The organism is Maritimibacter harenae (genome assembly GCF_009882975.1).
GTDB classification, from domain to species: Bacteria; Pseudomonadota; Alphaproteobacteria; order Rhodobacterales; family Rhodobacteraceae; genus Maritimibacter; species Maritimibacter harenae.
Genome location: NZ_WTUX01000010.1, coordinates 460,113 through 486,416, shown reverse-complemented (window position 1 = coordinate 486,416; position 26,304 = coordinate 460,113). Strand labels below are relative to the sequence as shown.

33 protein-coding genes and 1 tRNA gene are annotated in these 26,304 nt (G+C 63.5%); 21 read left to right on the top strand and 13 right to left on the bottom strand.

Features of this window, described 5'->3' with window-relative positions:
* Positions 1-105 (bottom strand): transposase (locus GQE99_RS21505; RefSeq protein WP_235917151.1); only part of this gene is annotated, 105 nt, incomplete at its 3' end.
* A gap of 871 nt (positions 106-976) precedes the next feature.
* Between GQE99_RS21505 and GQE99_RS21715 the strand changes: the two genes are divergently transcribed.
* From GQE99_RS21715 to GQE99_RS06555, 18 genes are all read left to right on the top strand, one after another.
* Entirely contained in the window at positions 977-1,099 is a 123-nt protein-coding gene (locus tag GQE99_RS21715) for a hypothetical protein (RefSeq protein ID WP_268892724.1), read from the top strand.
* A gap of 88 nt (positions 1,100-1,187) precedes the next feature.
* Complete coding sequence (locus GQE99_RS06635) at positions 1,188-1,877, top strand: hypothetical protein (protein ID WP_161350797.1); 690 nt, start codon at positions 1,188-1,190, stop codon at positions 1,875-1,877.
* Between the two features lie 17 nt (positions 1,878-1,894).
* Positions 1,895-2,398 carry a hypothetical protein gene (locus tag GQE99_RS06630; RefSeq protein WP_161350796.1) on the top strand — a complete coding sequence of 168 codons (504 nt, stop codon included), beginning with the start codon at positions 1,895-1,897 and terminating at the stop codon, positions 2,396-2,398.
* 236 nt (positions 2,399-2,634) lie between these two features.
* Complete coding sequence (locus GQE99_RS06625; protein WP_161350795.1) at positions 2,635-3,015, top strand: hypothetical protein; 381 nt, start codon at positions 2,635-2,637, stop codon at positions 3,013-3,015.
* Positions 3,016-3,062: 47 nt separating this feature from the next.
* A complete protein-coding gene (locus GQE99_RS06620; protein WP_161350794.1) occupies positions 3,063-3,455 on the top strand; it encodes a hypothetical protein in 393 nt (130 codons plus the stop codon).
* Between the two features lie 10 nt (positions 3,456-3,465).
* Complete coding sequence (locus GQE99_RS06615) at positions 3,466-3,675, top strand: hypothetical protein (RefSeq protein ID WP_161350793.1); 210 nt, start codon at positions 3,466-3,468, stop codon at positions 3,673-3,675.
* Positions 3,672-5,081, top strand: a complete 1,410-nt coding sequence (locus GQE99_RS06610; RefSeq protein ID WP_161350792.1) for a cell wall hydrolase — start codon at positions 3,672-3,674, stop codon at positions 5,079-5,081. Before GQE99_RS06615 ends, GQE99_RS06610 begins: the two co-directional genes overlap by 4 nt.
* 26 nt (positions 5,082-5,107) lie before the next feature.
* Positions 5,108-5,584 (top strand): hypothetical protein, encoded by a 477-nt coding sequence (locus tag GQE99_RS06605; protein ID WP_161350791.1) that lies wholly within the window; start codon positions 5,108-5,110, stop codon positions 5,582-5,584.
* 24 nt (positions 5,585-5,608) lie between these two features.
* Complete coding sequence (locus GQE99_RS06600) at positions 5,609-6,508, top strand: hypothetical protein (protein WP_161350790.1); 900 nt, start codon at positions 5,609-5,611, stop codon at positions 6,506-6,508.
* A complete protein-coding gene (locus tag GQE99_RS06595) occupies positions 6,505-6,705 on the top strand; it encodes a hypothetical protein (RefSeq protein WP_161350789.1) in 201 nt (66 codons plus the stop codon). Before GQE99_RS06600 ends, GQE99_RS06595 begins: the two co-directional genes overlap by 4 nt.
* Before the next feature lie 25 nt (positions 6,706-6,730).
* A complete protein-coding gene (locus GQE99_RS06590) occupies positions 6,731-7,216 on the top strand; it encodes a hypothetical protein (RefSeq protein WP_161350788.1) in 486 nt (161 codons plus the stop codon).
* Between the two features lie 14 nt (positions 7,217-7,230).
* Complete coding sequence (locus GQE99_RS06585; RefSeq protein ID WP_161350787.1) at positions 7,231-7,533, top strand: hypothetical protein; 303 nt, start codon at positions 7,231-7,233, stop codon at positions 7,531-7,533.
* Positions 7,534-7,536: 3 nt separating this feature from the next.
* Positions 7,537-7,935 (top strand): hypothetical protein, encoded by a 399-nt coding sequence (locus GQE99_RS06580; protein ID WP_161350786.1) that lies wholly within the window; start codon positions 7,537-7,539, stop codon positions 7,933-7,935.
* Positions 7,928-8,254 carry a hypothetical protein gene (locus tag GQE99_RS06575; RefSeq protein WP_161350785.1) on the top strand — a complete coding sequence of 109 codons (327 nt, stop codon included), beginning with the start codon at positions 7,928-7,930 and terminating at the stop codon, positions 8,252-8,254. Before GQE99_RS06580 ends, GQE99_RS06575 begins: the two co-directional genes overlap by 8 nt.
* Before the next feature lie 89 nt (positions 8,255-8,343).
* Positions 8,344-8,610: a hypothetical protein gene (locus tag GQE99_RS06570; protein ID WP_161350784.1), complete on the top strand. Its 267-nt coding sequence runs from the start codon at positions 8,344-8,346 to the stop codon at positions 8,608-8,610.
* A gap of 15 nt (positions 8,611-8,625) precedes the next feature.
* Positions 8,626-9,231, top strand: a complete 606-nt coding sequence (locus GQE99_RS06565) for a hypothetical protein (protein ID WP_161350783.1) — start codon at positions 8,626-8,628, stop codon at positions 9,229-9,231.
* Positions 9,228-9,449 carry a hypothetical protein gene (locus GQE99_RS06560; protein WP_161350782.1) on the top strand — a complete coding sequence of 74 codons (222 nt, stop codon included), beginning with the start codon at positions 9,228-9,230 and terminating at the stop codon, positions 9,447-9,449. Before GQE99_RS06565 ends, GQE99_RS06560 begins: the two co-directional genes overlap by 4 nt.
* Before the next feature lie 129 nt (positions 9,450-9,578).
* Positions 9,579-10,145 (top strand): pentapeptide repeat-containing protein, encoded by a 567-nt coding sequence (locus GQE99_RS06555; RefSeq protein WP_161350781.1) that lies wholly within the window; start codon positions 9,579-9,581, stop codon positions 10,143-10,145.
* Here the strand turns inward: GQE99_RS06555 and GQE99_RS06550 are convergent.
* From GQE99_RS06550 to GQE99_RS06515, 8 genes are all read right to left on the bottom strand, one after another.
* Positions 10,142-10,729, bottom strand: coding sequence for a hypothetical protein (locus GQE99_RS06550; RefSeq protein ID WP_161350780.1), 588 nt, complete (start codon positions 10,727-10,729; stop codon positions 10,142-10,144). The two genes, GQE99_RS06555 and GQE99_RS06550, sit on opposite strands and share 4 nt — an antisense overlap.
* 175 nt (positions 10,730-10,904) lie before the next feature.
* Positions 10,905-11,102: a hypothetical protein gene (locus GQE99_RS06545; RefSeq protein ID WP_161350779.1), complete on the bottom strand. Its 198-nt coding sequence runs from the start codon at positions 11,100-11,102 to the stop codon at positions 10,905-10,907.
* Positions 11,102-11,332 (bottom strand): hypothetical protein, encoded by a 231-nt coding sequence (locus GQE99_RS06540; protein WP_161350778.1) that lies wholly within the window; start codon positions 11,330-11,332, stop codon positions 11,102-11,104. The genes GQE99_RS06545 and GQE99_RS06540 overlap by 1 nt, the downstream gene beginning before the upstream one ends.
* Positions 11,333-11,592: 260 nt before the next feature.
* Entirely contained in the window at positions 11,593-12,375 is a 783-nt protein-coding gene (locus GQE99_RS06535) for a hypothetical protein (RefSeq protein WP_161350777.1), read from the bottom strand.
* 710 nt (positions 12,376-13,085) lie between these two features.
* The gene (locus tag GQE99_RS06530; protein ID WP_161350776.1) at positions 13,086-15,836 is read right to left on the bottom strand and encodes a bifunctional DNA primase/polymerase; all 2,751 of its coding nucleotides are present in this window, start codon (positions 15,834-15,836) and stop codon (positions 13,086-13,088) included.
* A 234-nt stretch (positions 15,837-16,070) separates the two neighbouring features.
* Positions 16,071-16,679, bottom strand: coding sequence for a helix-turn-helix domain-containing protein (locus GQE99_RS06525; protein WP_161350775.1), 609 nt, complete (start codon positions 16,677-16,679; stop codon positions 16,071-16,073).
* A gap of 870 nt (positions 16,680-17,549) precedes the next feature.
* The gene (locus GQE99_RS06520) at positions 17,550-18,827 is read right to left on the bottom strand and encodes a tyrosine-type recombinase/integrase (RefSeq protein WP_161350774.1); all 1,278 of its coding nucleotides are present in this window, start codon (positions 18,825-18,827) and stop codon (positions 17,550-17,552) included.
* Between the two features lie 110 nt (positions 18,828-18,937).
* A tRNA-Ser gene (locus GQE99_RS06515) sits at positions 18,938-19,027 on the bottom strand.
* 251 nt (positions 19,028-19,278) lie between these two features.
* Between GQE99_RS06515 and GQE99_RS06510 the strand changes: the two genes are divergently transcribed.
* Genes GQE99_RS06510 through tmk form a run of 3 tightly spaced genes read left to right on the top strand, consistent with a single transcriptional unit; the run spans position 19,279 to position 22,008 of the window.
* Positions 19,279-20,142 (top strand): SPOR domain-containing protein, encoded by an 864-nt coding sequence (locus GQE99_RS06510; RefSeq protein ID WP_161350773.1) that lies wholly within the window; start codon positions 19,279-19,281, stop codon positions 20,140-20,142.
* A 37-nt stretch (positions 20,143-20,179) separates the two neighbouring features.
* Positions 20,180-21,379 carry a D-alanyl-D-alanine carboxypeptidase family protein gene (locus GQE99_RS06505; protein ID WP_161350772.1) on the top strand — a complete coding sequence of 400 codons (1,200 nt, stop codon included), beginning with the start codon at positions 20,180-20,182 and terminating at the stop codon, positions 21,377-21,379.
* 5 nt (positions 21,380-21,384) lie between these two features.
* Positions 21,385-22,008 (top strand): dTMP kinase, encoded by a 624-nt coding sequence (tmk, locus tag GQE99_RS06500; protein ID WP_161350771.1) that lies wholly within the window; start codon positions 21,385-21,387, stop codon positions 22,006-22,008.
* A 162-nt stretch (positions 22,009-22,170) separates the two neighbouring features.
* Here tmk and GQE99_RS06495 read toward each other — a convergent pair whose 3' ends face one another.
* From GQE99_RS06495 to GQE99_RS06480, 4 genes are all read right to left on the bottom strand, one after another.
* Positions 22,171-22,755 carry a GNAT family N-acetyltransferase gene (locus GQE99_RS06495; protein ID WP_161350770.1) on the bottom strand — a complete coding sequence of 195 codons (585 nt, stop codon included), beginning with the start codon at positions 22,753-22,755 and terminating at the stop codon, positions 22,171-22,173.
* Positions 22,755-24,017, bottom strand: a complete 1,263-nt coding sequence (locus GQE99_RS06490) for a M16 family metallopeptidase (RefSeq protein WP_161350769.1) — start codon at positions 24,015-24,017, stop codon at positions 22,755-22,757. Before GQE99_RS06490 ends, GQE99_RS06495 begins: the two co-directional genes overlap by 1 nt.
* Positions 24,014-25,399 carry a threonine synthase gene (thrC, locus tag GQE99_RS06485; protein ID WP_161350768.1) on the bottom strand — a complete coding sequence of 462 codons (1,386 nt, stop codon included), beginning with the start codon at positions 25,397-25,399 and terminating at the stop codon, positions 24,014-24,016. Before thrC ends, GQE99_RS06490 begins: the two co-directional genes overlap by 4 nt.
* Positions 25,400-25,557: 158 nt before the next feature.
* Positions 25,558-26,238: an SURF1 family protein gene (locus GQE99_RS06480; protein WP_161350767.1), complete on the bottom strand. Its 681-nt coding sequence runs from the start codon at positions 26,236-26,238 to the stop codon at positions 25,558-25,560.
* Positions 26,239-26,304 lie beyond the last annotated feature (66 nt).

Genomic DNA, 26,304 nt, shown 5'->3' with positions numbered 1-26,304 from the left:
CTGGCTGATCCCGGCTTTGCGACAGATCTCAGCCACCGGCGTGCCTTCCTCGCCCTGCTTGATGATGAATGCCTTCCGCGCGTCCGAAAACTTCGATGCCTTCATGTGATTCCACTCCTCTCCCAGCCGGGAAATCGTAGCGGAAAACTCTACCTTGAAACGGTCCAGTTTGCGGGGATCAGATCAATTTGGACCCGAATGCAATCGACGATCAAGGGAAACCCCGCAGCGGCTCAAGTTTTGCCGTGGAGGGCATTTGCACCCGAAACAAATCCTTTTACCTCGATGCCCGGGCCAACTACATGCGAACTAACTCGCGGCGCGGGACCCCATTTAGCAACACATGCATCTATCGCGCCGCTTAATCCGCCGCTCTACGCTTGAAGCCACTGTTAGGCTCGGAAAAGCCCTCGCATCTAGCCGCAATCAGCGGGCCGCGACCCCCGCGTCAGTGTAATTGAAGGAAAGGACCCGAAAAAGCTTGACCGCCAGGACGATCTGCGCCTTCGCGCTGTGCCTAATAGGCAACATGTTTCGTCACCTCTTGCACAATAGGGGTTTACATATCCAGGCGGATGTCTCTGGCACACGTGGCATACAGGCCACACGATTCGTCTCTGGACACAGATAGGGGCTTGCACGAGATCGGCATGGGCAGGCATGGCGTGGCATTGGCGCATGGCGTGGCATTCCGCCACGAGCTGCGCCGCCATGCCTGCCCTGTCCTGCCACGAGCTGCGCCACGAGCTGCGCCGCCCTGCCCTGCCCGCCCTGCGCCGCTACAGGCGCGCCACAAGCCACGCTAGGGCAAGGCATGGCGCGTGCGATATACCCTGCCCTGCCCTGTCCTGTCCTGTATGGCGCGTATCGGCGCGGCATTGTCTTTGCCGTTTTGGCATTGCCATATGACACTACTCGCCCTAACAATGGGGGCACACAAGGGGCGCAGCGCCCGACACTGGAAAGGAAAAATCTCATGGCTGACTTTAGCGCAATCACTGCCGAAAACTGGGCGCAGCGGGAAATTGAAAAAGCCCACGTTGCCGCCAAACGCGAAAAGAAAATCGCGCACAAGCGCCGGAATCGCCGCGCAGGTTGATCTAGCAGCGCGCGCCCGCGCGGCGCGCGTCACTAGGGCAATCAAGCCTTAAACCTGAACCGAAACTCGATATAGAGAGGACTCGAACATGGAATTTCAAGAATGGATGGAAACCGGAAACCGCGTTACCGATTGGGAGTCGTTCCCGCGTCATGCGCGTGAAATGATGGGCACGCCCGATACCGCGCCGCGCGCGCTATGGGTTTTCTGCGACGAGTCCTTTTTGGACGAGATCAGCGAAACCCGCTTTTCTGTCACCGTGGGAAATCAACATGCCGAGTCGGTGACGCTCTACGGCGCCGCAGAATGGCTTTGGAATGCCCACGCGCGCCACAACGTCGGCGGCGCAGAAACCGAGTCCGGGCGCAAGGCGCGCGAACATGCCGCGCGGTTTTCCGAATTCATGGGCCACATGATCCGCGAAACCGAGTCCGTTGTGGCATGGCTCAACGCCAACGCGCGCGGCGAGATCGGCGAGGGCGCGCGCGTCGCTGGCGAATGGTCGCTTTACCATTCCGGGGGCGGTTGCACGGCGCTCGTCGCAACGGGCGAATTCAACGGGCGCACGGGCGAATTCTGGCTGACCGACGAGGACGGATCGGGCGCGCCCGCGCAATTCGTTGACCCGGACGGCGTGCCGCCCATGCTGGGCTTTCACGAAATCGACTCCGAGGGCGAAACCGTGGCTTCGGCCGCATTGGAAAACGGGCAAACCGACCTGCGTGAATTCTTCAAACCGGGCGCGATTGACCCGCGCGCGCCGTTCCAACCGCTTTGACCTGAAAGGACTCGAACATGAAAATCATTGACGCTTTGGCGGTTTCCGCCGCCGCAATGCCAACGCTGAATGATGCCGCGCGCGTGGTGCAAACCTTTTTCGGTCCGAACATAACCGGCGATTGGGCGGGCATGGTCTATTCGGAATTGCACGACGACTCCGATTGGGGGCGCTTGGAATGGCATGACCGACTCCGGCTTGCCCGCGACCACGTCAACGCCGAGATGGGCGGGGCGGAATGGCTCATTGCGCAAGCATTTTGCAACGCGGTTCGCGAGGCATTTTCAGCGGATGAGCTGGCCGAGATCAACGCGCGCAACGCCAGCGCGGACTCCATCGGTTGCGCAACGCAAGATTTTGCGGATGCAAACGAGATCATGGCCGGGGCGTGGGAAACCGCGCTTGGCCGTCCGGTTGACCTGCCCGCCATTGGCGCGGGCGATGTAAGCCCCGAGGCGGATATGTGGAATCGCGCTTGGACAATGGCGCGGGAGTCCGGTTTCGATCCGGGGAAAATCTAAGGCGCGCACAAGCGCTTGTGAGGGGTGCCAGGCGACCTCGATAGAGCTCCGCCTGGTTGACACCTGACCTAGAACCAGGCGGCTCTAAGGCCGCTCCTGGACGCCGTGCGCGCGTGCTCGATATTTTCGACATTCGAGATTGAAAAAGCCCGAATTACCGCTTGCGCGAATCGTGCCACTCTGGCAACACAGCATCACACCTAGGGCGCAGCGCCCCAAACTGGAAAGGAAATAAAATGCAAATGCTCATCCACAAGCTGACCGACGAGACGTGCGACCTTGAGGCCGCGACTCCGCTCTACGCCAAGCACATCAGCACCTATGTGCATTATGGCTATCTCAACGAGATCGGCGAATATTGGGACGGGGATGACGTCGAGGAATTCACCGCATACCGCATTTTCGGCGAGACGTGGGAGGACGAGGACGAGGCCGCAGAAATGCTTTCCCGCGCCTTCTGGGACATGTGCGAGGAATGCGGAATCGAATTCGGCAACGACCGCCCCGCGTTGTCCGAGGCTTTCAACGCTTGGACGGACTCGCTTTGCAAGGATGGTGACATTTGCGGCGACTCTTATGAGCGTCTCGCAGTGATCGACCGCGCCGCCCTTCTGTAACCCCATCTGTGCCAAATCGGCACGCATGACCGGAAAGGAATTCTGACATGAAAACCGACAACGAAACCCGCCTTCGTGAAGTCTTCGACTCCGAAATCGACTCGATCTGCGACATGGTCGCGCCGCTCATGGACGCCAACGCCACCGATGAGGCGCAGGACGAGGCCCGCGAGGAAATCATGTGCGACCCCCTGTCAATCGAATTTCGGTCCAGGTGGGGCGGATCGGTTGAAGAATTCGAGGCCGAAGAATTCCGCATCCTGCTCGCATGGGGCGGGCCTGCGGTGCAGATCGTCGGTCAGATCGGCCGGTTTGGCGAGGCGGAATCGTATGAGCTTCAGGTTCAAGATTGGTTCCAGCCTTGGACCACTTACCCGATGACCGCCGCTCAAGATGAGGCTTTGCGTGTCTATCTCAACGAATTCTACCTTGGCGAATGAGGCGCAAAAAATGGGTATCCATATCAAGCACCACCTGCCCAACGGAGCGCGCCTGTTGGTGCGCGCTGTTGCCGGCGAAAAGCCCGCGCCCCGTCTAGCTATTGGCGGCGCGCCCGATCAGGCGAGTTTTGAAATTGAACGCGCCAAAGCTGCGCGCGGACTGCGCGCCGTGCGGGCGCTAGGGGGCAAAATCCAGACCTACAGGGGCAACGAAAAATGAGCATGACAGCCGCAATGTGCCTTGCCCTTACGATCTATCACGAGGCGAGGGGCGAGCCGATCGACGCCCGAGTCATGGTCGCCGCTACGGTAATCGAGCGCGTCGAGAGTCCGCGCTGGCCGGATACGGTTTGCGACGTGGTTTTCCAACGCCATCAATTCGCCTGGGCGGGGCCTGGGCGGTCCTACCCCAAAATCCAGGAGCCGACCGCCTGGCAGCACGCGGAGACGCTCGCACGCGCCATTCTGGACGATCCCAACGGGACATTGCCAGCACCGCGCCCGGATCATTTCGTGAATCTCGAAAAGGCGCGCCCCGGATGGGTTCACGCGCTGCGCAAGGTGGCGAATGTCGGCGGGCACACGTTCTATAGGTATTGGCCGAATCATGCCAATATGGCAACACCGAAACACACTGAGGGCGCAGCGCCCGCAACCCTAAAGGAACACGACATGTTCAGCACCGTGATTGACAGCGAAACCCGGCTTTTCATCGGAACCAAAACCGGGGACGCCTACCGGATTCAATTCCACCACGACAACGACCGCGAGTCCCCGTGGGAAGCATGGGACGGAATGACCCCGTGCGTCTGGACGTCCGGCCGGGGCGGCAACGCGGATTGGTCGCAGGGGTGCGACATTCTGGAACCGATCGCCTACATGTCCGACGACTTCATAACGCGCAACCGCCGCGCCATCGTGGACATTCTGGGCGGCGCGGTCATGGGCTTCCTTGGCGTCAAAATCTGGGACGACTTCGACGGGTTCGAGGCGCACATTCGCGAGATCGCGGAAGACTACGGCATGACCCGCGCCGAGGCGCGCCGTGACCACCTGACCGAGATTTGCGACTTCCGCGCGGCTTCGATGAACCGGGGCGAAATGGAAACGTGCGCGGCGCTTTGGATGCTGGCTGGCGTTCCCGCGCTCGCAACGCAGTCGCGCGGATACTGCCAAGGGGATCACGTTGACCTGCTTTTCGTGGCTCACCCGGACGCCGTGCGCGCTTGGGGCTTCGAGGGCAAGCGCGACCGCGACGCAACCGCCCGCTATCTGAAAGCCCACGTGTGCGACAGTGACGCGGACATTGCCGCCCATCTGGAACGCGAGACCGACACGTTCGGCGCGTGGTGCTGGGGCGGCGTGGTCGGCTATGTGGTCGAGCGGATCGACCCGGCGGAGATCGAGCTTGCGCTTGAGGCCAACGACGCCGCGACGCTTGCCGACCTTTCCCCGGATGAGCTTGACGCGCTGGAATACTGCCACGACGTCGACTCTTGCTGGGGCTTCTATCCCGAGGGCACGCAGCATTCATTCCCGTTCGAGAGCGCCCACGCCCACGCAATCGAGGAAGCGCTCAACGCCGCGAAGCACGACGACGAATGGCGCGCCAAAGCCGCCGCCTAACCCAACGCACGAAAGGAACAACGACCATGACGCAACGCAAATTCTACATCGTTTTCAGCACGTCAACGCTTGCGGAAAGCCCCGAGGAGGCCGCCCAGATCGGACTCGAGCAAGTCAAAAACGGCGAGCCATACGTTGAAGTATTCGAGGGCGAAGACGGCGACGCCGTGCTCGAATACAACATGGCAACGGGCATTTTCGCGGCAAATCGAGGCCCAGGAGCCGGCGTCACGCTGACCGTCATGCTTCACGGGTTCATCCGCCTGGACGACGATGGAAACCCCGATCCGAGCGGCCTGGCAATCGAGCACGAGGATTACGACTCCGACGACTGCCACGGCTGGAATGTCTGGGTCCGGCGTGATTGGGAGACCCCCAACGTGCACGGCGAGACCTTCGACTCGTGGGATGAATTCGAGGGCGATTTTCAGACGCTCAAAGCCGCCGAGCTATACGCCGAGGCGCTGGCCGCAAACCTTGGCGCTGAAATCGACATGTATTGACCGCACGGCACGAATCATGCCATAGTGGCATTATACAAGGGCAAGTGCCCGCAACACGAAAGGAACACACAATGCCCGAGATCAACATTCCATTCCCCGGCCTCCTATCACACGTGGCTTTCCGACATCGTCGATAGCGCGGAAGAATACGAGTCGGAAGCACGCGCCGAGGACGTCAACGACGACCTGCCCGCCGCGCTCATGCTCAACGACGTTGAAATGGCCGAGAAAATCTTCGACGCGATGGACTACTCCGCCGCCTACCTTCACGTCGCCAACGTCTACCTTGAGAGCTTCGACGCATGGGCTGGCGAGGCGCTTGGCGAGACGCGCCCCGCGTGGCGCACGGTATACTTTACCGGCGGAGGGCAGCGCCGGGAACGCTACCGCGCCGACTCTTGCGGCTTCACGTGGGCCGCGATGGAAAGCCCCCGCGAATACAATTTCGAGACCGACCGGCTTTTCGTGAATGCCAGCGCGGCGTTCTGCAAGCGCCTGTTCGCCATGTCGAAGGCGGATGACCACGCGACGCTCGCCCGCGTCATCGCCGATCGGTTTACGCCGTGCTCCGGGTTCGCGCCCTTCTATTCCGCCGATCTGGGCGCGTGGCTGGCGAAGCCGCTGGCCGACTGGGACCACAACGAGCTTGGCACGCTACTCATCGCCTGCCTTGAGCTGTGCAACGCTGACGAGGATAGCCTCATGTATGACGTGATCGAAGGCGAGACGGGCTTTCACGCGCTCGAAATGGGCATGGACTTCGACAAGCTGCAAGCCTCGATCAACGCCGCGCTGGTCGAAAAGCTCTACAACGTCGCGACCGACGACCCGGACGAGGCCGCAACGATCAAGGCGGAATTCCCGGAAGTCTTCGCGAGGATCGTTGCGAGGGACCCGGACATGTTCGAGGGGGTGAGCCAATGAACCGCTACCCCAACGCCCTCCTGGTTGTCGGCCTGGGCGTGTCCCTCGCCGCCGCCACCCTCATCGCCGCCATGCTGATCGCCGCCGTGACGCCATGCCAGGCGGAGGACTCGACGTGGTGCTATTGGGACGCCGCCGCGCGCGGCAATGGCAACGGGCAATCATTCGTCGCCGCAGGCCCCATCACCCTCCCCTGAATTCCAGAAACGAAAGGATCATCACATGAACCGCACCATCGAATTCACCGAAACCCGCAAATCCCGCAACGGCAACGTCCCGTTCCGCACCGACGCGCTCGTGATCGAGGAAAAAGAGAGCACGACCTACTTCGCGTCGCGCCTCGCGAACACCGGCGAGGAGTCGAAGGGCTGGGTCGCAATGCCGAGCGACGCCGCGACGCTGCGCGCCGTGGCTGCGACCCTCAACGAGATCGCCGCGAAGATCGAGCCGCATGACGCCAACGAATTCTTCATCTGCACGTTCAATTACGATTGGGAGGAGTCGTTTTCGCTTCACCAGACGTGGGGCGAGGCGCTGGATGAGATCGCCGACTCCTTCGGCCTGCATCGCGCGCATTTCGACCGCGACCCGGACGCCATCTGGCAAGCCCTGTCCGACGAATACGAGGCCGGGAAGTGGAAGGGCTTTCAGGTGATCGCCGTTGATCGCGCAACGCTCGCGTCGCGCAACGTCGGGCCGCGCGGCTAAGGGAGGACAACGACATGACCAGCAAAGCAAAACGAGTCGCAATCGCGCAGCGCGTCGGGCGCGAGGGCATCGACCACGCCCTGAATTCCGGCGAACGCACCAACGCCGACCGCGTGGCCGAGGGGCGGGTGATCCTGGACCTCATGCACGCCATGACCGGGGTTGACCCGGCGCACGATGCAGACGGCCCCCAGACCGCAATCAGCGACACGCTGGCGCAGCTTTTCCACGTCGCGCACGCGGAGGGCCTCGATCACACGCAGCTTATCGCAACGGCGCTCATGCACTTCGACGCAGAAATCAACGAGGAGGACTGACACATGAAAACGAAATTCACCATCGCCGCAAACATTCGCTGCTATTTCACGATCGACGTCGAGGCCGAGACGCCCGAGGCGGCAACCGAGAAGCTGACCTATGACCGGGTGCGCGACGAGATCGCCAACACGTGCGCCGACGACATGGACTTCGACGAGCCGAGTCAGGTGGGCATTCTGGACCGCTTCACCGAGCCGGGCGAAGGCACGCCCATCGAAAAGTATCTCAATGACCCGTGGCTGAATATCCAGTATCTTTCGTCGGAGGACGCGGAGGCGCTGATCGGCCTCATCCGAGGGCATGAGATCGACTCCGGCGCGGCGGGACGTCTGACGCGCATTGCTGACGCCCTGCAAGAGCACATGGAATATCTGGACCGGGACGGCGCGACGCATGGGTGAGACTGATCTGAAGGGCCTTTTCCGCTTCCTGAAGGCCAAGGCGGACCTTAGCGACTTCGCGTGCGCCTACCTGCTCAACACGGGGCCGCGCACGGTCAAGCGGTGGGTTTCGCCCCGCTACCCCGAGAAGGTGCCCCCGGAGGAAGCTATCGCGATGCTCAAGGGCTATCTGGACGGCGACGTTCCTCGATCCTGGGCCGACCACCAGGCGCACGGCGTCGATCCGCGCGCCTGGCGCCCGCGCCGCGTTGAGGGCATGGCCGGTATCCAAGCCGGGATCGCCCTGCGTGAATGGCATGGCGAAAAGGCGCTTGCCTAAGCCGGATTTGGCATTGACCGAGTCATGCCAATATGGCAACACAACATCACACCAATGGCGCAGAGCCCGCAGCACGAAAGGACAGCGACATGAACATCAAGCCCGAATGGAAAGAGGTTGGTTGCGAGGACCCCAAGACCCGGCTGCTCGCCGAGATCGAGGTTGAAGGGATGCCGATGCACCTCGACGCGATCCAGGTCGAGGGGCCGCGTGACGAGGACCTGCTACTTCACGCCGTCAACGACGAATACGACCAGATCGTCAGCGACATCCAGTTTATCGAGGACGCCGCCCTGCGCACCGCCGAGATCGGCGGCCGCGAATACCTGATCTATGCAACGCCTTACGGCCGCTGAACGGAGGACAACGACATGACCGACACCACCGAAACCACCCGCCGCTCCTACGTCACCCGCAACTGGCACGACTACCCCGAGGGGGGCGACTTCGGCACCATCGTCGAGGCGAAGGACCACGACGAGGCCGAGCGCCTGTGCGGGTTGGAAATGGCCGCATGCCTGCTCGAAGAATCCAACGAGTGCGACCACTGCGGCGACGACATGGGCGAGAGCGATACCGGCTACTGCGACGACTGCAACGCCCGGATCGAGGCCGGTGAAATCCCGGCGGACTCGAACCTGAACGTCCAACGCCTCATGGAGCACTACGAATACCAGTGGCACACCGTCGACTGCTTCGATCTTGACGAATTCATCCAGCGGCACGAGCGCCCGCGCCGGCGCGCCGTCTGGGTCGTAACAACCAACGACGATTGCGGGATGCCCGATGGGTTCGCCGTGGGGAGCGCCGAGGAGGCGGAGGAGATCAAGCGCGAATACATCGTGAACGCCTGGGCGCGCGTGATGGACCACACCGACGACCCGATGCCCGGCGACCTCGAAGAAGCTTACGACGAGCTGCTCGATAACGGCTGGACCGACTCCATCACCGTCAGCGAATGCGAGGTAACGATATGACCATCGGCGACACCATCAACGACCTGATCCAACGCGACTGCGATGCGCTGGCCGGGCGGCTCACCCTCCGCGACTGGAACGAGATCGGGATGCGGCTTTTCAGCAAGGGAATCGTGACGCTCGATCCGCTGATCGACGCGACCGACACGACAACGCCTTACGGCCTGACCGAGACCGGCCGTCAGATCGCAATCATCCTGCGCCAAGACGCCGCCTGACCCCGCACTGGGTCACAACGAGAATTGACCCGGAAACGGGCAACGATCGAGGCCGATTGACCGCTTGGAGCGAATCATGCCATGATGGCATCATCGGGCAGCAACACCCACAACAGGAAAGGACACGACATGAAGAAGATGACGACCGAAGAATTCCGCAGATACCTCGCAACGACGACCATCGAAAAGTCGAAGCACCACGAGAAGAAACCGTATCTCATCCGAACCCTGGGCGGCTACCATGCGGAATTCGAGAACCTCGACCTGAGCGGCGTGGACTTCACCGGCATGGACCTGCGCGCAGTCAACTTCCGTGGATGCAACATGGATCGCGCGACCTTCTCGCGGTGCAAGCTGGCGGGCGCAATCTTCACGGAATGTTCGATGCGTGGCGCGCTGCTTCAAGACCAGTCGATCCGAAAGGTCTGGTTCTTCAATAGCGACATGAACCGCATCCAGATGCGCGACGTGGATGCGCGCGGCGTGTCTCTTAGCGAGTGCGATCTTTTCAAGGCCGACATTCGCGACTCCGACTTCGGGCGGGCGTCAATCGGATCGTCTCGTATGCGGAAGGCGAGGATTGTCCGGGTCAACGTGCGCGGGATCGACTTCGGCGCCGACCTCGTGCTCCGGCAGGCGCGGACGCTCAACATCATCAACGAGTCCAAGAGCCTCGCGCGGCGCTTGGCCGCCTAGAGACCGTGGAGCGACTTTATACGCTGCTGCTCGAGTCCAACGTGCTTCACCATGTTCGCCTCGATCTGGCGCTGCAAGGTCGTTTTCAGGTGGCCGTTCTGTTCTTCCATTTCGCGCTCTAGCTCGCGCGCCACGCTCGCGCCGTAGATCACCTTGAAGGCGTTCCGGCCGCGACCCGTGCGAACGGCGGGCAGCAACGCATCGTTGTATTTTCCGCGAACCAGGAAGCCCTTGTAGTTTCGAGTCTGCCCCCACGGCTTCGCAGATCGAAACTTCCCGCCAGCATGTCCGTCCGAGACGCCGCTGAACCGCGTCGCGAGGCTGTAATGGTTCTGTTCAGCTCGGATTTTACCGACCAGCTTTGTGCCGGCCAGTATTGAACTCACGCGCTTCTTGACGTGCCCAGGATCGGACCATTGGCCGCGCTCCTGTATCCGGTCAACGACCTTATTTTCGTTCCTCCGAAGCGTGTCGTTGATGCCCATCCGCACAACGCGATCCCGCGAATGCTTGGACATGTCCTGAAACGCCGCAGGGAGCTCGTGCAGATTGTGACTGACCGAGAATGTGGCGCGCGGCGCCATTACCGACGGCGAACCCGGCCAGCGGACAACGCGGCGGCGCGGGCAGACCGGGCGGTGGAGCGCACAACGGCAATCGAGGTGCGCGCCGCCTGGCGGGTGTGCCCGGCCTTAGCCTGGGCGGCGGCCTTCTTCAGCATTTCACGGCGCTTCGCGCAGGATGAGCAAGCCAATGGTTCTACTCGATGTTGACCTCGGGAGTGGGCAGGTTCTCGACGAGCTTCGCCGCCTCGCCCTGCTTCTTCGTTCGGAGATAGGTGATGATCCTGTGCCGTTCAACCAGCGCGGTCTTTACCAGCAAATCCTCGACCGTCTCGACCGCTGGCGGATCAGCGTTGTGCGTCGCCAAGAACGACACCTTTTCGTCATACGCCATCAGCGTTTCTGCCCCTTGATTGCTTCCAAAACTTCCTGCGTCGCGATCGCCATGTGCCCACGAAAGATAGCCGGCTTCTCGCCGAGCATCGGGGCGATGATCTCGCCGACTTCCTCCGCAGTATCGAGCGGGTGCTCGTGCTGAACCGTGTAGACCTCAAACCCAAGCTTCTTGAGCCGCGCGTGCCGGTCCTTCTGCTCCTTCGAGAGACGTCCGGTTTCGGTTTTCATCTCGACGGAGATCAGGCGCCCCCCCGGCGAGGTAGATGCGTATGTCCGGCTCTCCCGGCGTCAGGCCAGTGATCGCGGCCTCCGCCGCCGCGCGGCTCCCGCGCTTCCCGGCGTTCATGTCGCCAGCGCAGGTCAGGTCGTAACCGTAGCGCTCCAAGCGACGAAGCCCACGGATCACGCAGGCTTGGTGGGTGGATTCGAGGTATAGGCTTTTCTTGCTCATATTGCCATTCTGGCAAAGCATCCGGCGGCGGCAAGCGCTAATTTTCGTCTTCGAGAAAATCCTCATCGAGACCCGCCGCGTCCCGCGCCGCCCGGTCTAGCGCGAAGGCCATCCCGATCAGCTCGCGGCGGCGCTCCGGCGTAGGCGGCTCGTATCGCATCCCGATCCCTTCCAGCGCCGCCCGGACCTCCGCCTGCCTGGCATCGAAGTCGGCCTCGGCCTCCTCGATCGAGGCGATTGGGCTGTAGAGCGGCTGAGAGCGCCTCTCAGCGCCATCTTGGGGTTCTCGGGTGTCCTGACCCTCGGAGACCCCATGACGGCGCTCAGCGGGCAGCACAGCGGCTCTGAGCGGCTTTCCAGCGGCTTGTCGACCCCGATATTCGTCCCAGATCGCCACAAGCCCGGCCAGCATCAGCTTCGCCCACAGGGGCCGCGCCGCCGGTCTGGCGTTGCGAAACCCGTCCGCCGCCCGGTGCCAGTTCCGCTCGGTCTCGGGATTTGCGCCCCGGAGGGCAACGTCGAACCCGCCCAGCGCTGCGGCGAGCGACTCGGACGCCACCCGTAGCTGCTCGACCGGATCGTCGCTCGGCGGGACCAGATGCTCGAACCCGCGCCACCAGGTCAGCTTCCGGGGATCGTTGTTCGGGTCGATCTGGGTCTGCGCGTCGAAAAGCTGCTTGGCCGCAACGCCCTCCCCCTCAGCCTGCCACTTGGCACGGACCCGCGCCTCGGCTTCGCGCTGGGCATCCAGCTCGGCATCCAGCTCGGCCCGCTGCTGCGCCAGTCGTTCCAGAGCTTCTGCGATCTCCGGGTTGTGCATCGTCGTGCCTCCTTCCGGTGTCGGCATGGCACAGCCCAGTGCCAACGGCAAGAGGATCGAGTTTCTGCATTGCAGCGAAATAGACGTCAGCTCTGTCAGCCTGTCAGTTGTCAGCAGTTCTAGTCAGCGCACATACGCGCGCACACACACACATACAATAACGCGATTCTTATATTCTTATTCTTTAATATTTATATATATTGTGTGTGTGTGTGTGTGTGTTTGTTTGTGTGTTTGTGTGTATGCTGACTAGAACTGCTGACAACTGACAATCTGACAGATTTTCTAACTGCCTGTTTTTAATACCAAATACCTGTCAGAAAGCCGATATTCGACGGCTCGGCCTGTCGGCCAAGACCATCAGGCACCGCTCTCGATCTCATCACGAGAACTCACGCCAGCGTGATAGATTGATACATGACAATTTCGCTCAGGTAAATTCCTGACTCTTTCACTATGTTATTTACTGTTACATACTATTTCACTCAGGTTTAGGATCAACCTCAGATAAGACAGCATCCCTGACCTAAAGCGCGCCGACTGACGGTGCATTCTCGCTGCATTGCAGCATGAAATTGACCGCCGCAGGACCGCCGCAAGGCCGTCATGACCGCCCGCAGACCGCCTGCCAGGCCCCCTCACCTGGGCACGAAAAAGGCCCGCCGGAGAGGCGAGCCTTCGTCGATTCTCGGGTGCCCAGCGCTGGGCGTCTACGGTTTCTGGATGAGCGTGCAAAACTCCTTGCCGTTGCGCTGGTGAAGCGTGGCGATACCCTCTTGTTGGAGCTCGATCATGAGCTGCATGGCCTCCGCCTTCGAGATCGACAGGGAGCGATAGAGAGTCCTGAATTCCACCTCTCCACCCTCTTTCGCGATCTTCTTTACGGCACGGTTCGTGAGCTTCCTCTGAGGCGATTCCGGTGCGCTTGCCTCCATCAACTTATCGACCTCGGCGGCGGAGATCAGAACCATGCGGCGTGCGAACTCGAGATCGACCTCCGTGACGACCGGGCGACGCCAATCCCTGCCCAGCGCGTGCATGAGGGCGAGACGCTGGACGTGCTCAAGTGCGCGGTTCCAGTAGGCCGCAATCGGGTTCTCCGCCCTCTCTGCCTGCGCCCGCAGCTCGTCGAATTTGAGGCGATACGCCTTCAGGGCGGTCTCGGCCTCCGGGGTCCGGTAGACGTGCACGAAGCGCGGCTCGGTCTCGGACCCCGTATATCCCCCGTCGCAGAGCAGGTCTTCCTTGTCCATCAGGCGGTCCTTCACGACAGCCGCAATCTGAGCGATGATCTTCTGGCGCAGGTCCGTGCGCTCGATGATCTCGTCACGCAGGGGCTTTTCCTCGGTTTCCTGAAGCAGCACGAAACGACCCATGAAGCCGTCGGTGAACAGCTTCTCCGGCACGCTCGTCTTGAATGCGCTGGGCGTAGATAGCGCGCAGACGGCTACGTGAGGCTTGATGACGTCCGCCATGTTCCGGTTCTTGTCCGCATAGGCGATGGCGGTCATCTTGTCGTCCGCAGCGCCCGTCAGGAGCTTGAACAGGCGCGCGTTGTCCGACGACGACGGGGCGCTCTTGTTCGTGACGATGGCCGACATGACGTCCGCGAATTCGTCGACGATCACCGTGGTCAGAGGGCGCGCCCGAAGCCAGTTCAAGATTCCGCCCTTGGATTTGAAGTCAACCTCCGTCATGACGGCAAGAACCTGACCGATCATGTGCTCGGTGCCGTCCTTGCGCTCCATGTCGCCAGTTTCCTCGTTCTCGACCTCGACCACGAGAGCGTCGCGCACGTCTGGATCGTCGAACGCCTGCATGACGCCTGCCCGGTAGAGCTTCATCGCCGTCTCCATCGTGGACGTCTTGCCGTAGCCGGAGTCGGCGGTCGCGATGAGCATGGGGTTCGGATGGGTCAGGCCGGTGTTCAGCCCGCCCCGGCGCACGGAGCCGTAACGGCGGCCGAACAGCGATGCGATGACGCCCAGCGCGGCCACAGACGACACGACGTCCGAGGGGCGGTCCGACGTGCTGTTGAGGTATTCCACGATGTCCCGGAACATACCCGTCGAGGCGTCGATCACGTCCGGCATGGTCAGGCTGGTCTCTGCCGAACGCATGGACTCGATGAACATATCGAGGCTCGACTTGACCTCCTGCTGGATGTTCTCGGCCTCGACCTCGTCGAACGCTTCCAGCTCGGCTTGGCGCTGGGCGGCGGCCAGGACCTCGGCGTGCGCGGCGCGCTTGGCCTCGGCCTGCTCGATCGCGCGGCGGTCCTCCTCCTCTTGGCGCCGCAGCTCGGCTTGACGCTGGGCTTCCAGCTCGGCCTCGACCCTGCGGCGCTCGGCCTCGTCACGCTGCTCTCTGATGTGGTCCTCCATCATCTGCGCGCGAACCTTGTCCCACTCCTCCTGCTCACGCTGCCGGCGCTCCTCGGTCTCGCGGCCAAGGCGCTCCACGAAGTCGTCAATCACTTCATCCAGGCCGGGGTTGAGGTGGTCGAACAGCCACGACGACGCATCGGCCGGCGGAAGCTCGTTCATCAGCACGACGATGTCGATCGCCGTCATGCCGCCGTTGTTGCCGTCCTTCCCGGTGAAGTCCTGAATGCCCGACGGGTGGATGCCGATGTTGTAGCCGTCGCCGCCACGCCAGCTCGCGATGATCCGGTATCCCTCACCGTGGTGCTGCGGGTCGATCTCGACGCGGTGGAGGTGCGGCACCCACATGTCCAGGCTGGCGAGCGCTTCTTCGTTCATTTCGCGCATGAACTCGAGAACGCGAGACTCGCCACTCGACTTCTCGTAATCGCCGGTCTTGTAGCGCCGGGCAGACTCATCGTGACCGTAGACGCGCAGAGCGTCGGCCATGCGCGCCGGGAAGTCTTCGGGTAGGACGGGAAGCATGTGGGCGGGGCACATGGACAGGATGCCCTCGTCCTCGTCGAGCCAGACGTAGGGCTGGTTCGCGGTCGGGTGGATGGTGGGCGGGATGACCGTCTGGGAGCCGTGGGCGAGGATTTCCACGACGGGCTGGGGCTTGCCGTTCTCGCGCTCAAGGGAGCCGTCCTCCGCGAACCGAAGCTTGAATTTCTGCGCACGCATCGGATTCTCGGTGCGGAAGAACGCGGTGAAGCCCTTGGCGCCGCGCTTCACGAACGGCGACTCCGGCACGATCTGGTCGATGACCGGGCGGATGATGTCGTCCTCGATGTCGATGTCGATCGCGACCACGTTGTTGTAGCCTAGCGCGAGACCGATGCCCGCTTCGATATGGTCGAGGCCCAGGTCATGCACCTGGTCCGCACCCATCTGGGCTTCGCAGAATTGCTGCCAGCGCGGGAAGCCGCCATTCTGCCCAGCGCGCAGGAAGCCCGGACGCTTGGTGCCAGGCATGATCGGGATCGGGCTGTAGCCGGCCTCAAGGTAGCGCTTCGCGTATGTGGAAAAGGTGTTCATGTTATCTCCTGTATGTGCCTTGCGCCGAGTCTTGCTCGGAATGCTTGCCAATTTGGCAACGCGAAGCGAGAAGGTCAAGGAAATACTCTGACAATCACTGACAGGCTATAATATTCCTACTTTTCAACAACTTGCATTGTCAGTCGTTACTGACATCAGCACAACACCGTGCTGGAATCAAAAGACCCCGCACACCATTGCGCGGGGCCGTTGCTGGCTTGGCATTTCCATGAGTTACCCCCGGCGCAAGGGGAGGTATGTGGCGACGACGATGCCGACGTTCCAGTTGTCCATGTTCACCTCGACGTCATCGCCATCGAGCGTGACCCACGCACCGCGCTGATCCACGCGGGCTTTCGCGACGGAGTAGCGCTCCATTTTGCCCTCGCGCGAGCGGATCACGAGCCAGTCGCCGTGCAGTGGTTTTGTGCGGATGCCTGTTACGGGCACCGTGATGACGTAACCACCCTCCCCCACCAGCTCGGCGGCGTGGTCATCGACGACCTCATAGGCGGCGTGATCGAGCTGCGCGAGGTCTTGGGATGGGATCACGGGGATTGTTTCGGTGGGTTCGGCGAGGTCCGGCACCCGCCACGCATTCCTGGCACACATGCCCACGACCGGGATTAGGGCGGCGCGGTCGAGATTGCCGGTCGGCTGATCGACGAGTTCGCCAGGTGCGCAGTTCAAGGCGCGCGCGAAGCGCATCAGGTAATCCTGCGTAAGCTTGCGCGCCCCGCCCTCGATGCGGCTGACGGTGGAAGGTGTGACGCCGATGCGACGCGCCAGTTCGGATTGCGACAGACCACGCTGCTCGCGGATGATGCTGATGTTGTTGCTCATGGGTTCGTCCTTTCTTTCATATAAATCTCAACTTCTGCTCATTTGTCAACCTCCATCGGGTCTATGCTATTCATGCCATAATATGCTGTTTCGACTTGCCGTCAAATACTGCCGGTTTTGTCATCATAAAAAATATTTTTTCTATAAAATTCCGGTTCGAATAGCCACGTTGACACCGCGCAATTTATTATGCCATATTGGCATTATTGGAATGCAAGAGACGACGCACATGGCACTCACACTCGGAAATCTGAAGAAGGTCCGCGCAACCAACCCGCCCCGCTGCCTGTTCTACGGCATGCCCGGCCGCGGCAAGACGACTCTCGGCGCTGAATTCCCGGCGCCAGCGTTCCTGCAATTCGAGGAAGGCGAGACCACGGATATGGAGCTGACTCCGTTTAGAGCGTCGTCAAGGCGCCCACCTTTTCTGCCCACGCCTCAATCCAAGAAATGCCATGGGCAAGAAGGCGGCAACAACGTTGGCACTATATCGACCCTGGGCGCTCCCCTGGGAGGAAAAACCCGTAGCATGCCGAGCCAATCACACACCAATGGACCGACACATGGTCCACAAGGACAACAGGGCCGACCATTGGAGCCGCTACGAGATTTGGCACTAAGCGCCTAGTGAAATGTATGATGGCGTCAGACCGCTAGGGAGAACTCGATCTAGGAACTTTTTTGGAGTTACAGCCCATTGAATGACCCCCAATCGTTTCTCCAGCGCATCAATGGCGCACTCGATGCATTAGAGGATCTGGCAGAGAATGTTAGCTCAGAGGCAAAGCTTTACCAGCCAATCATCGAGCGGCTGTATCAAGAGCTCGAGCTGGCGGAAAAGCGGACTAACCGTCGCGAGCGGCGTCGCGCCTAGAGTGCGACCCGCTTCACCGCCTCATACCTCACCTCATCACCACCACCGTATCCGTAGCGCTCCTCCTGAAGCGCATGGCCGAAGATGTCGCGCCGCACGCGGTCCAGCACCCCTGCGTGGATCATGCGGTCCTCGAAGGCATGCCTGAGCGAATAGAAGGTCGTGCCGTCGTGCTCCTTCAGCCTGTTCTCGCGCAGATACTTGTTCACCGTGTCGCTGATCTTGTCCTTCCCGAAGTAGGTCGGGAAGACGAGGTCTCCGCCGGTCTTCTTCGCCCGAGCGAGCGCAGACCGGGCGGCGTCCAGGGACACCCCGGCCAGAGGCACCTTGCGCTCGGAATGGTAGTTCTTCAGCTCGCGGCCATCCGCGGCAAACCAGACCAACGGGATGTCCCCATCCAGATCGAGGTGAACCACCTTGATCCCGGCGATCTCTGACGGCCTGGCGCCCGTGTTCACCATCATCAGGAAAATCTCTCTGGCCTGCTGGTTCAGCCCGTCCAGCGCGCCGGGGGCAAGCAGCTTGTCCCTAATCCACTCGACCGAGAAAGGCGCGCGGGTCTTCTTCTTGCCGGCCTTCACGCTGAGGCCCTTCGTCGGGAGGCTCAGCTCGAGGCGCTGCATCTCGTTCACCCGGTTGAGCACGGACGTGGCGTGGGTGATTTCCTTGTTCGCTGTCGAGGCGCTGATCTCCCCGGCCTGCACTCGGCCGACGAGGTGCGCGCGGTAGTCGAGCATGTCGTCGCGAGACAGCTCGTCGAGATACTTGTCGCCCACGACATCGACCAGGCGCTTCATCGCCCTGATGCGCGGGTTGCGCCAGCGGCGGAGCTGGTCAGGCGTCTTCGTGACCGTCTTGTCGTCCGAGACCTTCCAGTAGATGTCCAGCGCGTCAGCGAGCTTCAGGCGCGGCGCAGGAGCAACGCCCAGCGCGGCGTCGGCTTCCTTCTTGCCCTTCTTCGCGATCTCGGCGCGCGCAAGGATGTCCTCGACCGGCAGCTCTGCGACCTCGCGCGACGGGATGAATTGCAGCCCCATCGAGCGCGCCGCCTCCCGGGCGCGCGACCAGCGCAACTCGGCTCTCTCGAAGTCTCCGCCCATCGCGGCCTCCCATCCGGCGACGCGCTCTGTCCAGACCGCCTCGGCCTTCCGGCGCGCGACCTTCTCCGAATCGGTCTTCAGGCTGACCCACACCTCGCGGCTGTCCGCGACCCCCTGATACTGCTTCGGCACGCGGCGTCGGAGCCACCAGGTCTTGCCCCTCAAGATGATCATTTTCCCCTCGTGTGTAGCAAAATGTGTAGCAAAATGTGTAGCACATTGAGCACGAATGCCCAGCGCGGTAAAGACATGCCTATGTTTTGAAAGGGGGATTGAGATTGATTTGGCGGAGGAGGTGGGATTCGAACCCACGGTACGCTCTCACGCACGCCGGTTTTCAAGACCGGTGCATTCGACCACTCTGCCACTCCTCCGGCAGATGCATGCGATAGCCCGGCGCGTGCGATTCTGGAAGGGAGGACGCGTGCTTGCGCTCCAGGCCTGTGGTTCCGGCCCTCGAGGGTCACGGGCCGGCGGTCGTCCGGACGCCGAGCCGCGGGAACCCGCGCAAATCGAGCGACAGGCTTTTCTTGACCCGGGCGAGCGGTTACACTCGCCCCGAACGCGCGACATAGGCGCGAGGCGGGCAGCGCGGCCGGGAGCCGCAATCAGGGGCAAGATACCAATGCGACATCGCGCGACAGGACGGCTGGTCATCGGGCTGTGCGGGCTGCTTATGCTGTCCGCCTGCGAAGACGGGGACATGCCGGGCTTCCTGCAATCCTCACCGGATGGCGAAACCACCGCGACGGCGCGCTCCACGCGCACGGTCGAGCGGGATGTCGAGGCGCCCGAGGTGTTCCAGGTCACCGATCGGGGGCTCTGGGACGGCCGGCCGAGCCTTGGTGGCGTCTGGGTCGCCCACCCCGAGGCCAAGGAGCCCGAGCGGGTGATCATCCGCAACACGGAGAACGAGAATTTCGTCGTGGGCGTGCTCTACCGCCCCGAACGCTCGCAGCCCGGGCCGCAGCTCCAGGTCTCGTCCGACGCGGCCGAGGCGCTCGGGATGCTGGCGGGCAAGCCGGCCGAGCTGAACGTGACGGCCCTGCGCCGCGAAGAGGTGAGCGCGGACGATCCGGCCGAGGCAGAAGCCGAGACGGACGCCCAGGCGGCCGCCGCCGCGCCAGAAGTGGCGGAAGAAACACTTGACCCGATCGCGGCCGCCGGAGCGGCCATCGACGAGGCCGAAGCCGCGGCCCCCGCCCGACCGGCCCGCACCGCCCAGGCCGCGACGCCGCGCCCGGCCGCCTCCTCGCTCGAGAAGCCCTACATCCAGATCGGCATCTTCTCGGTCCAGGGGAACGCCAATAACACCTCCGAGAGCCTGCGGCGCGCGGGGATGGTGCCCACGATCAAGCCGGGTAAGATGAACGGCAAGGATTTCTGGCGAGTCATCGTCGGACCTGCCCCGACCAGCGCCGAGCGCGCCCAGCTCTTAAAAAAGATCAAGGAACTGGGCTTCACCGACGCCTATTACGTGACCCACTGACAGCGCCCGGGGCGACCCGGGCCAGACGAGGACCTTCATGCGACGCCGCCACGTCTTGCCCCGCCTGATCGCCACCCTGATCGCCGGGCTCATCGCCCTTCCCGCCATCGCCTTCGAAACCCAGGCCGGGTCGGCCTACGTGGTGGACATCACCACGGATACGGTCCTGCTGGAAAAGAACGCCGACGTGCCTCTGCCGCCGGCCTCGATGTCGAAGCTGATGACGCTCAACATGCTGTTCGAGGCGCTCGAGGACGGGCGCGTCACGCTCGACACGCGCTTCAACGTGAGCCAGCGGGCGATGGACATGGGCGGATCGACCATGTTCCTCAACACCCAGGACCGGCCCACGGTCGAGCAGCTCATCAAGGGGATCATCGTGCTCTCGGGCAACGACGCCTGCGTGGTGGTGGCCGAGGGGCTGGGCGGGACCGAGGACGCCTTCGCGCGCATGATGACGGAGCGGGCCAAGGCGCTGGGAATGGAGAATTCCACCTTCGGCAATGCCTCCGGCTGGCCCGACCCGGACCAGCGCATGAGCGCACACGATCTTGCGATCCTCGCGACCCGGCTAATCGAGGAATTCCCGGAATACTACACCTATTTCGGGATGACCGAGTTCCCCTTCGACGGCCGCGCCCCGGACAACCGGTTCAACCGCAACCCGCTGCTGCCGATGGGGATCGGCGCGGACGGGCTCAAGACCGGTCACACACAGGAGGCGGGCTACGGGCTCGTGGGTTCGGCCAAGCAGGGCGAGCGCCGCGTGGTCTTCGTGGTCACCGGGCTCGACAGCCAGGAAGCGCGCAAGACGGAATCGGCGGCGATCGTGAACTTCGCCTTCCGGCAGTTCGTCATGCGCAAGGCCGCCGAGGCCGGAGAGGTGATCGCCGAGGCCCCCGTCTGGCTTGGCGACGCCGACACGGTGGGGCTTGTGCCGGCCGAGGACATCTCGCTCCTGATGCCCGTGACCTCGCGTGAGGGGATCCGGGGGGAAGTGACCTGGACCGGGCCCCTGGAAGCGCCGATCGCGGCGGGCACCGAGCTGGCCCGCTTCACGATCAGCCGCCCCGGTCTGAACGACACGACCGTGCCGCTCATGGCAGCCAGCGACGTGGGCAAGGCGGGCTTCCTGCCCCGCTTCACGGCCGCCGCAGGACAGGTGTTCGAACGTGCGCGCATGCTTGCCGGCGGGGCGGACGCGGACGACGGGGCGGACGCCCCGGCGGTGAACTGAACCGGATGGCGGGGCTGTTTCTGACCTTCGAGGGCATCGACGGCTCAGGCAAGTCGACGCAGGCGCGAATGTTGGCCGAGCGGCTGGACAAGGACGGCTTCGACGTCGTGGCGACCCGCGAACCGGGAGGCTCGCCGGGGGCGGAAGAGATCCGGCGCCTCGTGCTCGAAGGGGACCCGGACCGCTGGTCGGCCGAGACCGAGATCCTGCTTTTCACCGCGGCACGGCGCGACCACCTGGAGCGCCTAATCGACCCGTCGCTTGCCGCGGGGCGCATCGTGGTCTGCGACCGTTTCGCCGACAGCACCCGGATGTACCAGGGCCTGCGTGGCCCCGGGCTGCGCCAGATCGTCGATGACCTGCACGAGCTGATGATCGGGCGCGAACCGGACCTGACCTTCATCATCGACATGGATCCGGCGACAGGCCATGCGCGGGCCAAGGGCCGGCAGGGCAGCGAGGAACGGTTCGAGGATTTCGGGACGGATCTGCAAGCGCGGATGCGCACGGGGTTCCTGGAACTTGCCGCGGCCGAACCCGACCGCTGCGTCGTCGTCGACGGCGATCGCACGCCCGAGGCGGTCGCGGCAGACGTGGCCGGGATCGCGCTGGAGCGCCTGCGGGGCTGAGAGATCCTGGGGCGACCACCCCACCCTGCCCGTTCCGGCAAAATTTCACTTTTCCGGTTTTCCGGTTTTCCGGTTTTCCGGTTTTCCGGTTTTCCGGTGAAGCCGGGACTCGCCAAGCCCCCACCCGTCAACCGACGGAAATCCAAAGCTTTTCAGCCGTGCTCAGCCGGTATCGGTCCGCCCGCGCCGATCCGAACGCAGCGCCGCGTACAGCACGTGGTTGCGCCAGCGTCCGTTGATCTGGAGATAACTCTGCGCGACCCCTTCGTACTTGAAGCCGCATTTCTCGAGCACCCCGCGCGACGGCGCGTTCTCCGGCAGACAGCCGGCCTCCAGCCGCGACAGGTCCATCTCGATGAACGCATGATCGACCACGGCCGAGAGCGCCTCGCGCATGTAGCCGTGGCGGGCATGGCGCTGGCCGATCCAGTAGCCGCAGGTCGCCGATTGCGCGGGACCGCGGCGGATATTGTCCAGCGTGATCGCCCCCACCAGCGTGTTGTCCGCGCGCCGCACGATCAGAAGCGGCAGCGCTGACCCCTGGGCCACCGAGCGGTTGACCCAGTAGACCCTGTTCGTGAACCCCTTGCGCGTCAGGTGGTCGGTCGCCCAGGTCGGCTCCCACGGGGCCAGGAAGTCGCGGCTCTCGGCGCGCAGGCTTGACCAGGCGTTGAAGTCGCCATGGGTCAACGGGCGCAAGGTCAGCCGTTCGGTTTCGATACGAACCTTGCGCGGGCGTCTCAACATTACGCGGCGAGCCTTTCGGACAGGGCCGCGTGACCGGGGGCGCCCTCCGCGGGCCCGTAAAGCGCGACGGCCATGTGCGGATCGGCGGCGATGCGGGTGGCGAAGTCGCGCACCCCGTCCAGCGTCACCGCGTCCAGCCGCGCGACGGTCTCCTCAAGCGGCACGACCCGATTCCAGATCGCCACCTGCCGCGCCAGCCGTTCGGCCCGCGCCGAGGCGCTTTCCATGCCCATGAGCATGCCGGCCTTCATCTGCGCGCGCGCCCGGTCGACTTCCGCCGGCGTCATGTCGCTGGTCGCCCGGCGCAGCTCGTCGATGGTCAGCTCGGCCAGTCCGCCGATCTCGCCCGCCGATGTGCCGGCGTAGATCGTGATCAGCCCGGTGTCCGACCACGCCCCTGCCTGGGCGAAAATGGTGTAGCACAGCCCGCGCTTCTCGCGCGCTTCCTGGAACAGGCGCGAGGACATGCCGCCCCCGAGCGCGTTGGCATAGACCTGCGCGGTGTAGATGCTTTCGTCGCGGTATCCCGGCCCTTCCAGCCCCAGGGTGAAGTGCACCTGCTCGAGCGTGCGGGTCTCGCGCCGTTCGCCGCCCACGAAACCGGCCGCCTGGAATTCGGTCCGGGAGGGGCGCGACAGGCCGCCGAACGCCTTCTCGGCCAGGCGCATGATCTCGTCGTGATCGACCGCGCCGGCAGCGGCCAGGATCATCCGGTCCGGCCCGTAATGCTCGTCCACGAACCCTTCGAGGTCGCGGCGGGAGAAATCCTGAACGCGTTCGGCCGGGCCCAGGATCGGGCGACCGATCGCCTGGCCCGGGTAAGCCACCTCCTGCAGCCAGTCGAAGATCACGTCGTCGGGGGTGTCGAGCGCCTGGCCGATCTCCTGCAGGATCACGCCGCGCTCCACCTCGATCTCGCTTTCATCGAAGACCGGGTTCATCAGGATGTCCGAGATCACGTCGATGGCGAGCCCGACGTCCTCCTTCAGGACGCGCGCGTAGTACGCCGTGACCTCGCGGCCGGTGTAGGCGTTGAGGTAGCCGCCCACGTCCTCGATTTCCTCGGCGATGCGCAGGGCGGAGCGCGTCTTCGTGCCCTTGAACGCCATGTGCTCGAGGAAATGCGCGATCCCGTTCTGCTCGATCCGCTCGTGGCGGCCGCCCGCGGTGATCCAGACGCCCAGGCTCGCGCTCTCGAGGCCCGGCATGTGCTCGGTCACGACGCGGAAGCCGTTGGGAAGGGTGTCGTAGCGAATGGTCATGCGCGGCGCTCGTTCAAGATGAGGGTTTCCAGCGCGGTCAGGTCGTTGGGCACGCGGGTGACGCGCTCTTCACGGTCGAACAGGTCCGACATGCGTGGCGGCAGAGCCGCGTCGCGCCCGCAGGCCTTCTTGACGGCGTCGGGGAACTTGGCCGGGTGCGCCGTCGCCAGCGTGATCATCGGCACGTCCGAGAGGTGCTCGTTCGCGACCTTCACGCCGACCGCGGTGTGGGGACAGATCACTTCGCCCGTCGCCTCCCAGGTCTCCTTGATCGTTTCCATCGTCTCGTGTTCCGAGGCACGGCCGGACTTGAACACGCCGCGCAGGAAGTCGATGGCGCCCTGGCTGATCGTGAAACCGCCACCGGCGAGCTCGGCCATCTGTTCGGCCACGACCGCGCCGTCGCGCCCGTAGGCGTCGAAGAGCGCGCGTTCGAAGTTCGAGGACACCTGGATGTCCATCGACGGGCTGATCGACGGGGTGACCCCGGCCTTCGTGTATGCGCCCGTCTCCAGCGTCCGGTGGAGAATGTCGTTCTGGTTCGTGGCGATCACGAGATCGCGGATCGGCAGGCCCATCTGCTTGGCGATGTAGCCCGCGAAGATATCGCCGAAATTGCCGGTGGGGACGGTGAACGAGACCTCGCGATGCGGCGCACCCAGCGCCACGGCGGAGGTGAAGTAGTAGACGACCTGCGCCAGCACCCGTGCCCAGTTGATCGAGTTCACGCCGGCCAGCCCCACGGCGTCGCGGAACTCGAAATGGTTGAACATGTCCTTGAGCCGCGCCTGGCAGTCGTCGAAGTCGCCATCGACGGCCAGCGCGTGGACGTTGCCCTCGACCGGCGTGGTCATCTGGCGGCGCTGCACGTCCGAGACGCGGCCGTCGGGGAACAGGATGAACACGTCGACATTGTCGAGCCCGCGGAACGCCTCGATCGCCGCCGACCCGGTGTCGCCCGAGGTCGCACCGACGATGGTGACCTTCTGGCCCCGCTTCTCGAGGGCGGCCTGGAACAGCTGACCGATCAGCTGCATCGCGAAATCCTTGAACGCGAGTGTGGGGCCGTGGAACAGCTCGAGCAGGAAGTGGTTCGCGCCCAGCTGCACCAGCGGCGCGCGCACCGCGTGGCCGAAGCCCGCGTAGGCGTGGCGGATGCAGGCTGAAAGCTCGCGGTCGCTGAACTCCTCGCCGATGAACGGGCGCATCACGGTGAAGGCGACCTGTTCATAGCTCTGGCCCGCCAGGCTCGCGATGTCGTCGCGGCTCAGGGTCGGCACCTCGGCAGGGACGTAGAGTCCGCCGTCCCGGGCCAGGCCCGTCAGCATCGCCTCTTCGAAGCTCAATTCAGGCGCGGTGCCGCGCGTCGAGACGTATTTCATGCACTCGTATCCTTGTACCTCCGGACGCCGGCGACCGTCTGGCCCCCTGCCCCGGACTCCATGACGCACAGCTCGCGCCCGGTGTCCATGCGGGGGCGGGCACGGGACGCCGTCCCGGCGAAAAATCCCTGCAGGTTGGGCGTCGTGCGCGTCAAGGGTCAGCTTGCCTGTATCTGGTTCCGCCGCCGTATACGCCAAAGCGCGAAGCCTGTCATCACCACCCACGTGATCGCGAACAGAAACCACGTCATCGCGTATTCGAGGTGGTCGTTCGGGATGCCCTCGGTCGTCACCGGCATCGGCTTCACGCCCGGATCGTTGAGGCTGCGCGCAATGACCAGCACCGGTTCGGTGTCCAGCGCCGCGGCCATCTTCGCCACGTCGCGCGCATACCACCAGTTGCCCCCGGGTTCGTCCTCCGGCGTGAAGGAATCGCGCTCCTCGGGCCAGTGCAGGTTGCCCTCGATGGTCATCGGGCCGGTCGTGCGCTCGGTTTCCTTGTCCTCGTTCAGCACGAAGCCGCGATCGACAAGGATGCGTCGCCCATCCGGGGTCGTGAACGGTGCGATGATGCGGAAGCCGGCGCCGAAATCGCGCGAGGAGACAAGAACATGCAGCTCTCCGGGCTCCATCGTCCCGGTGATCTCCACCGGGCGGTAGCGGTCTGCCTCCGGCGTCGGGTCATCCGGCAGAGGTTCGGCCGCGCCTGCGATCTGTGCCTCGATCTCGTCAAGCACCCCCTGCTTCCACTCCAGGCGCTGAAGCTGCCAGACGCCCAGCGACACGAAGGTCGCAAGACCGGCGACGAGCAGAACGGCGGTGAGGATCTGTTTGAACATGGCGGGGAAATATCACCTCGGCCCGGCGGCCTCCAGCGCTCTCGCGGGGGCCTTGCTGAAACGAAA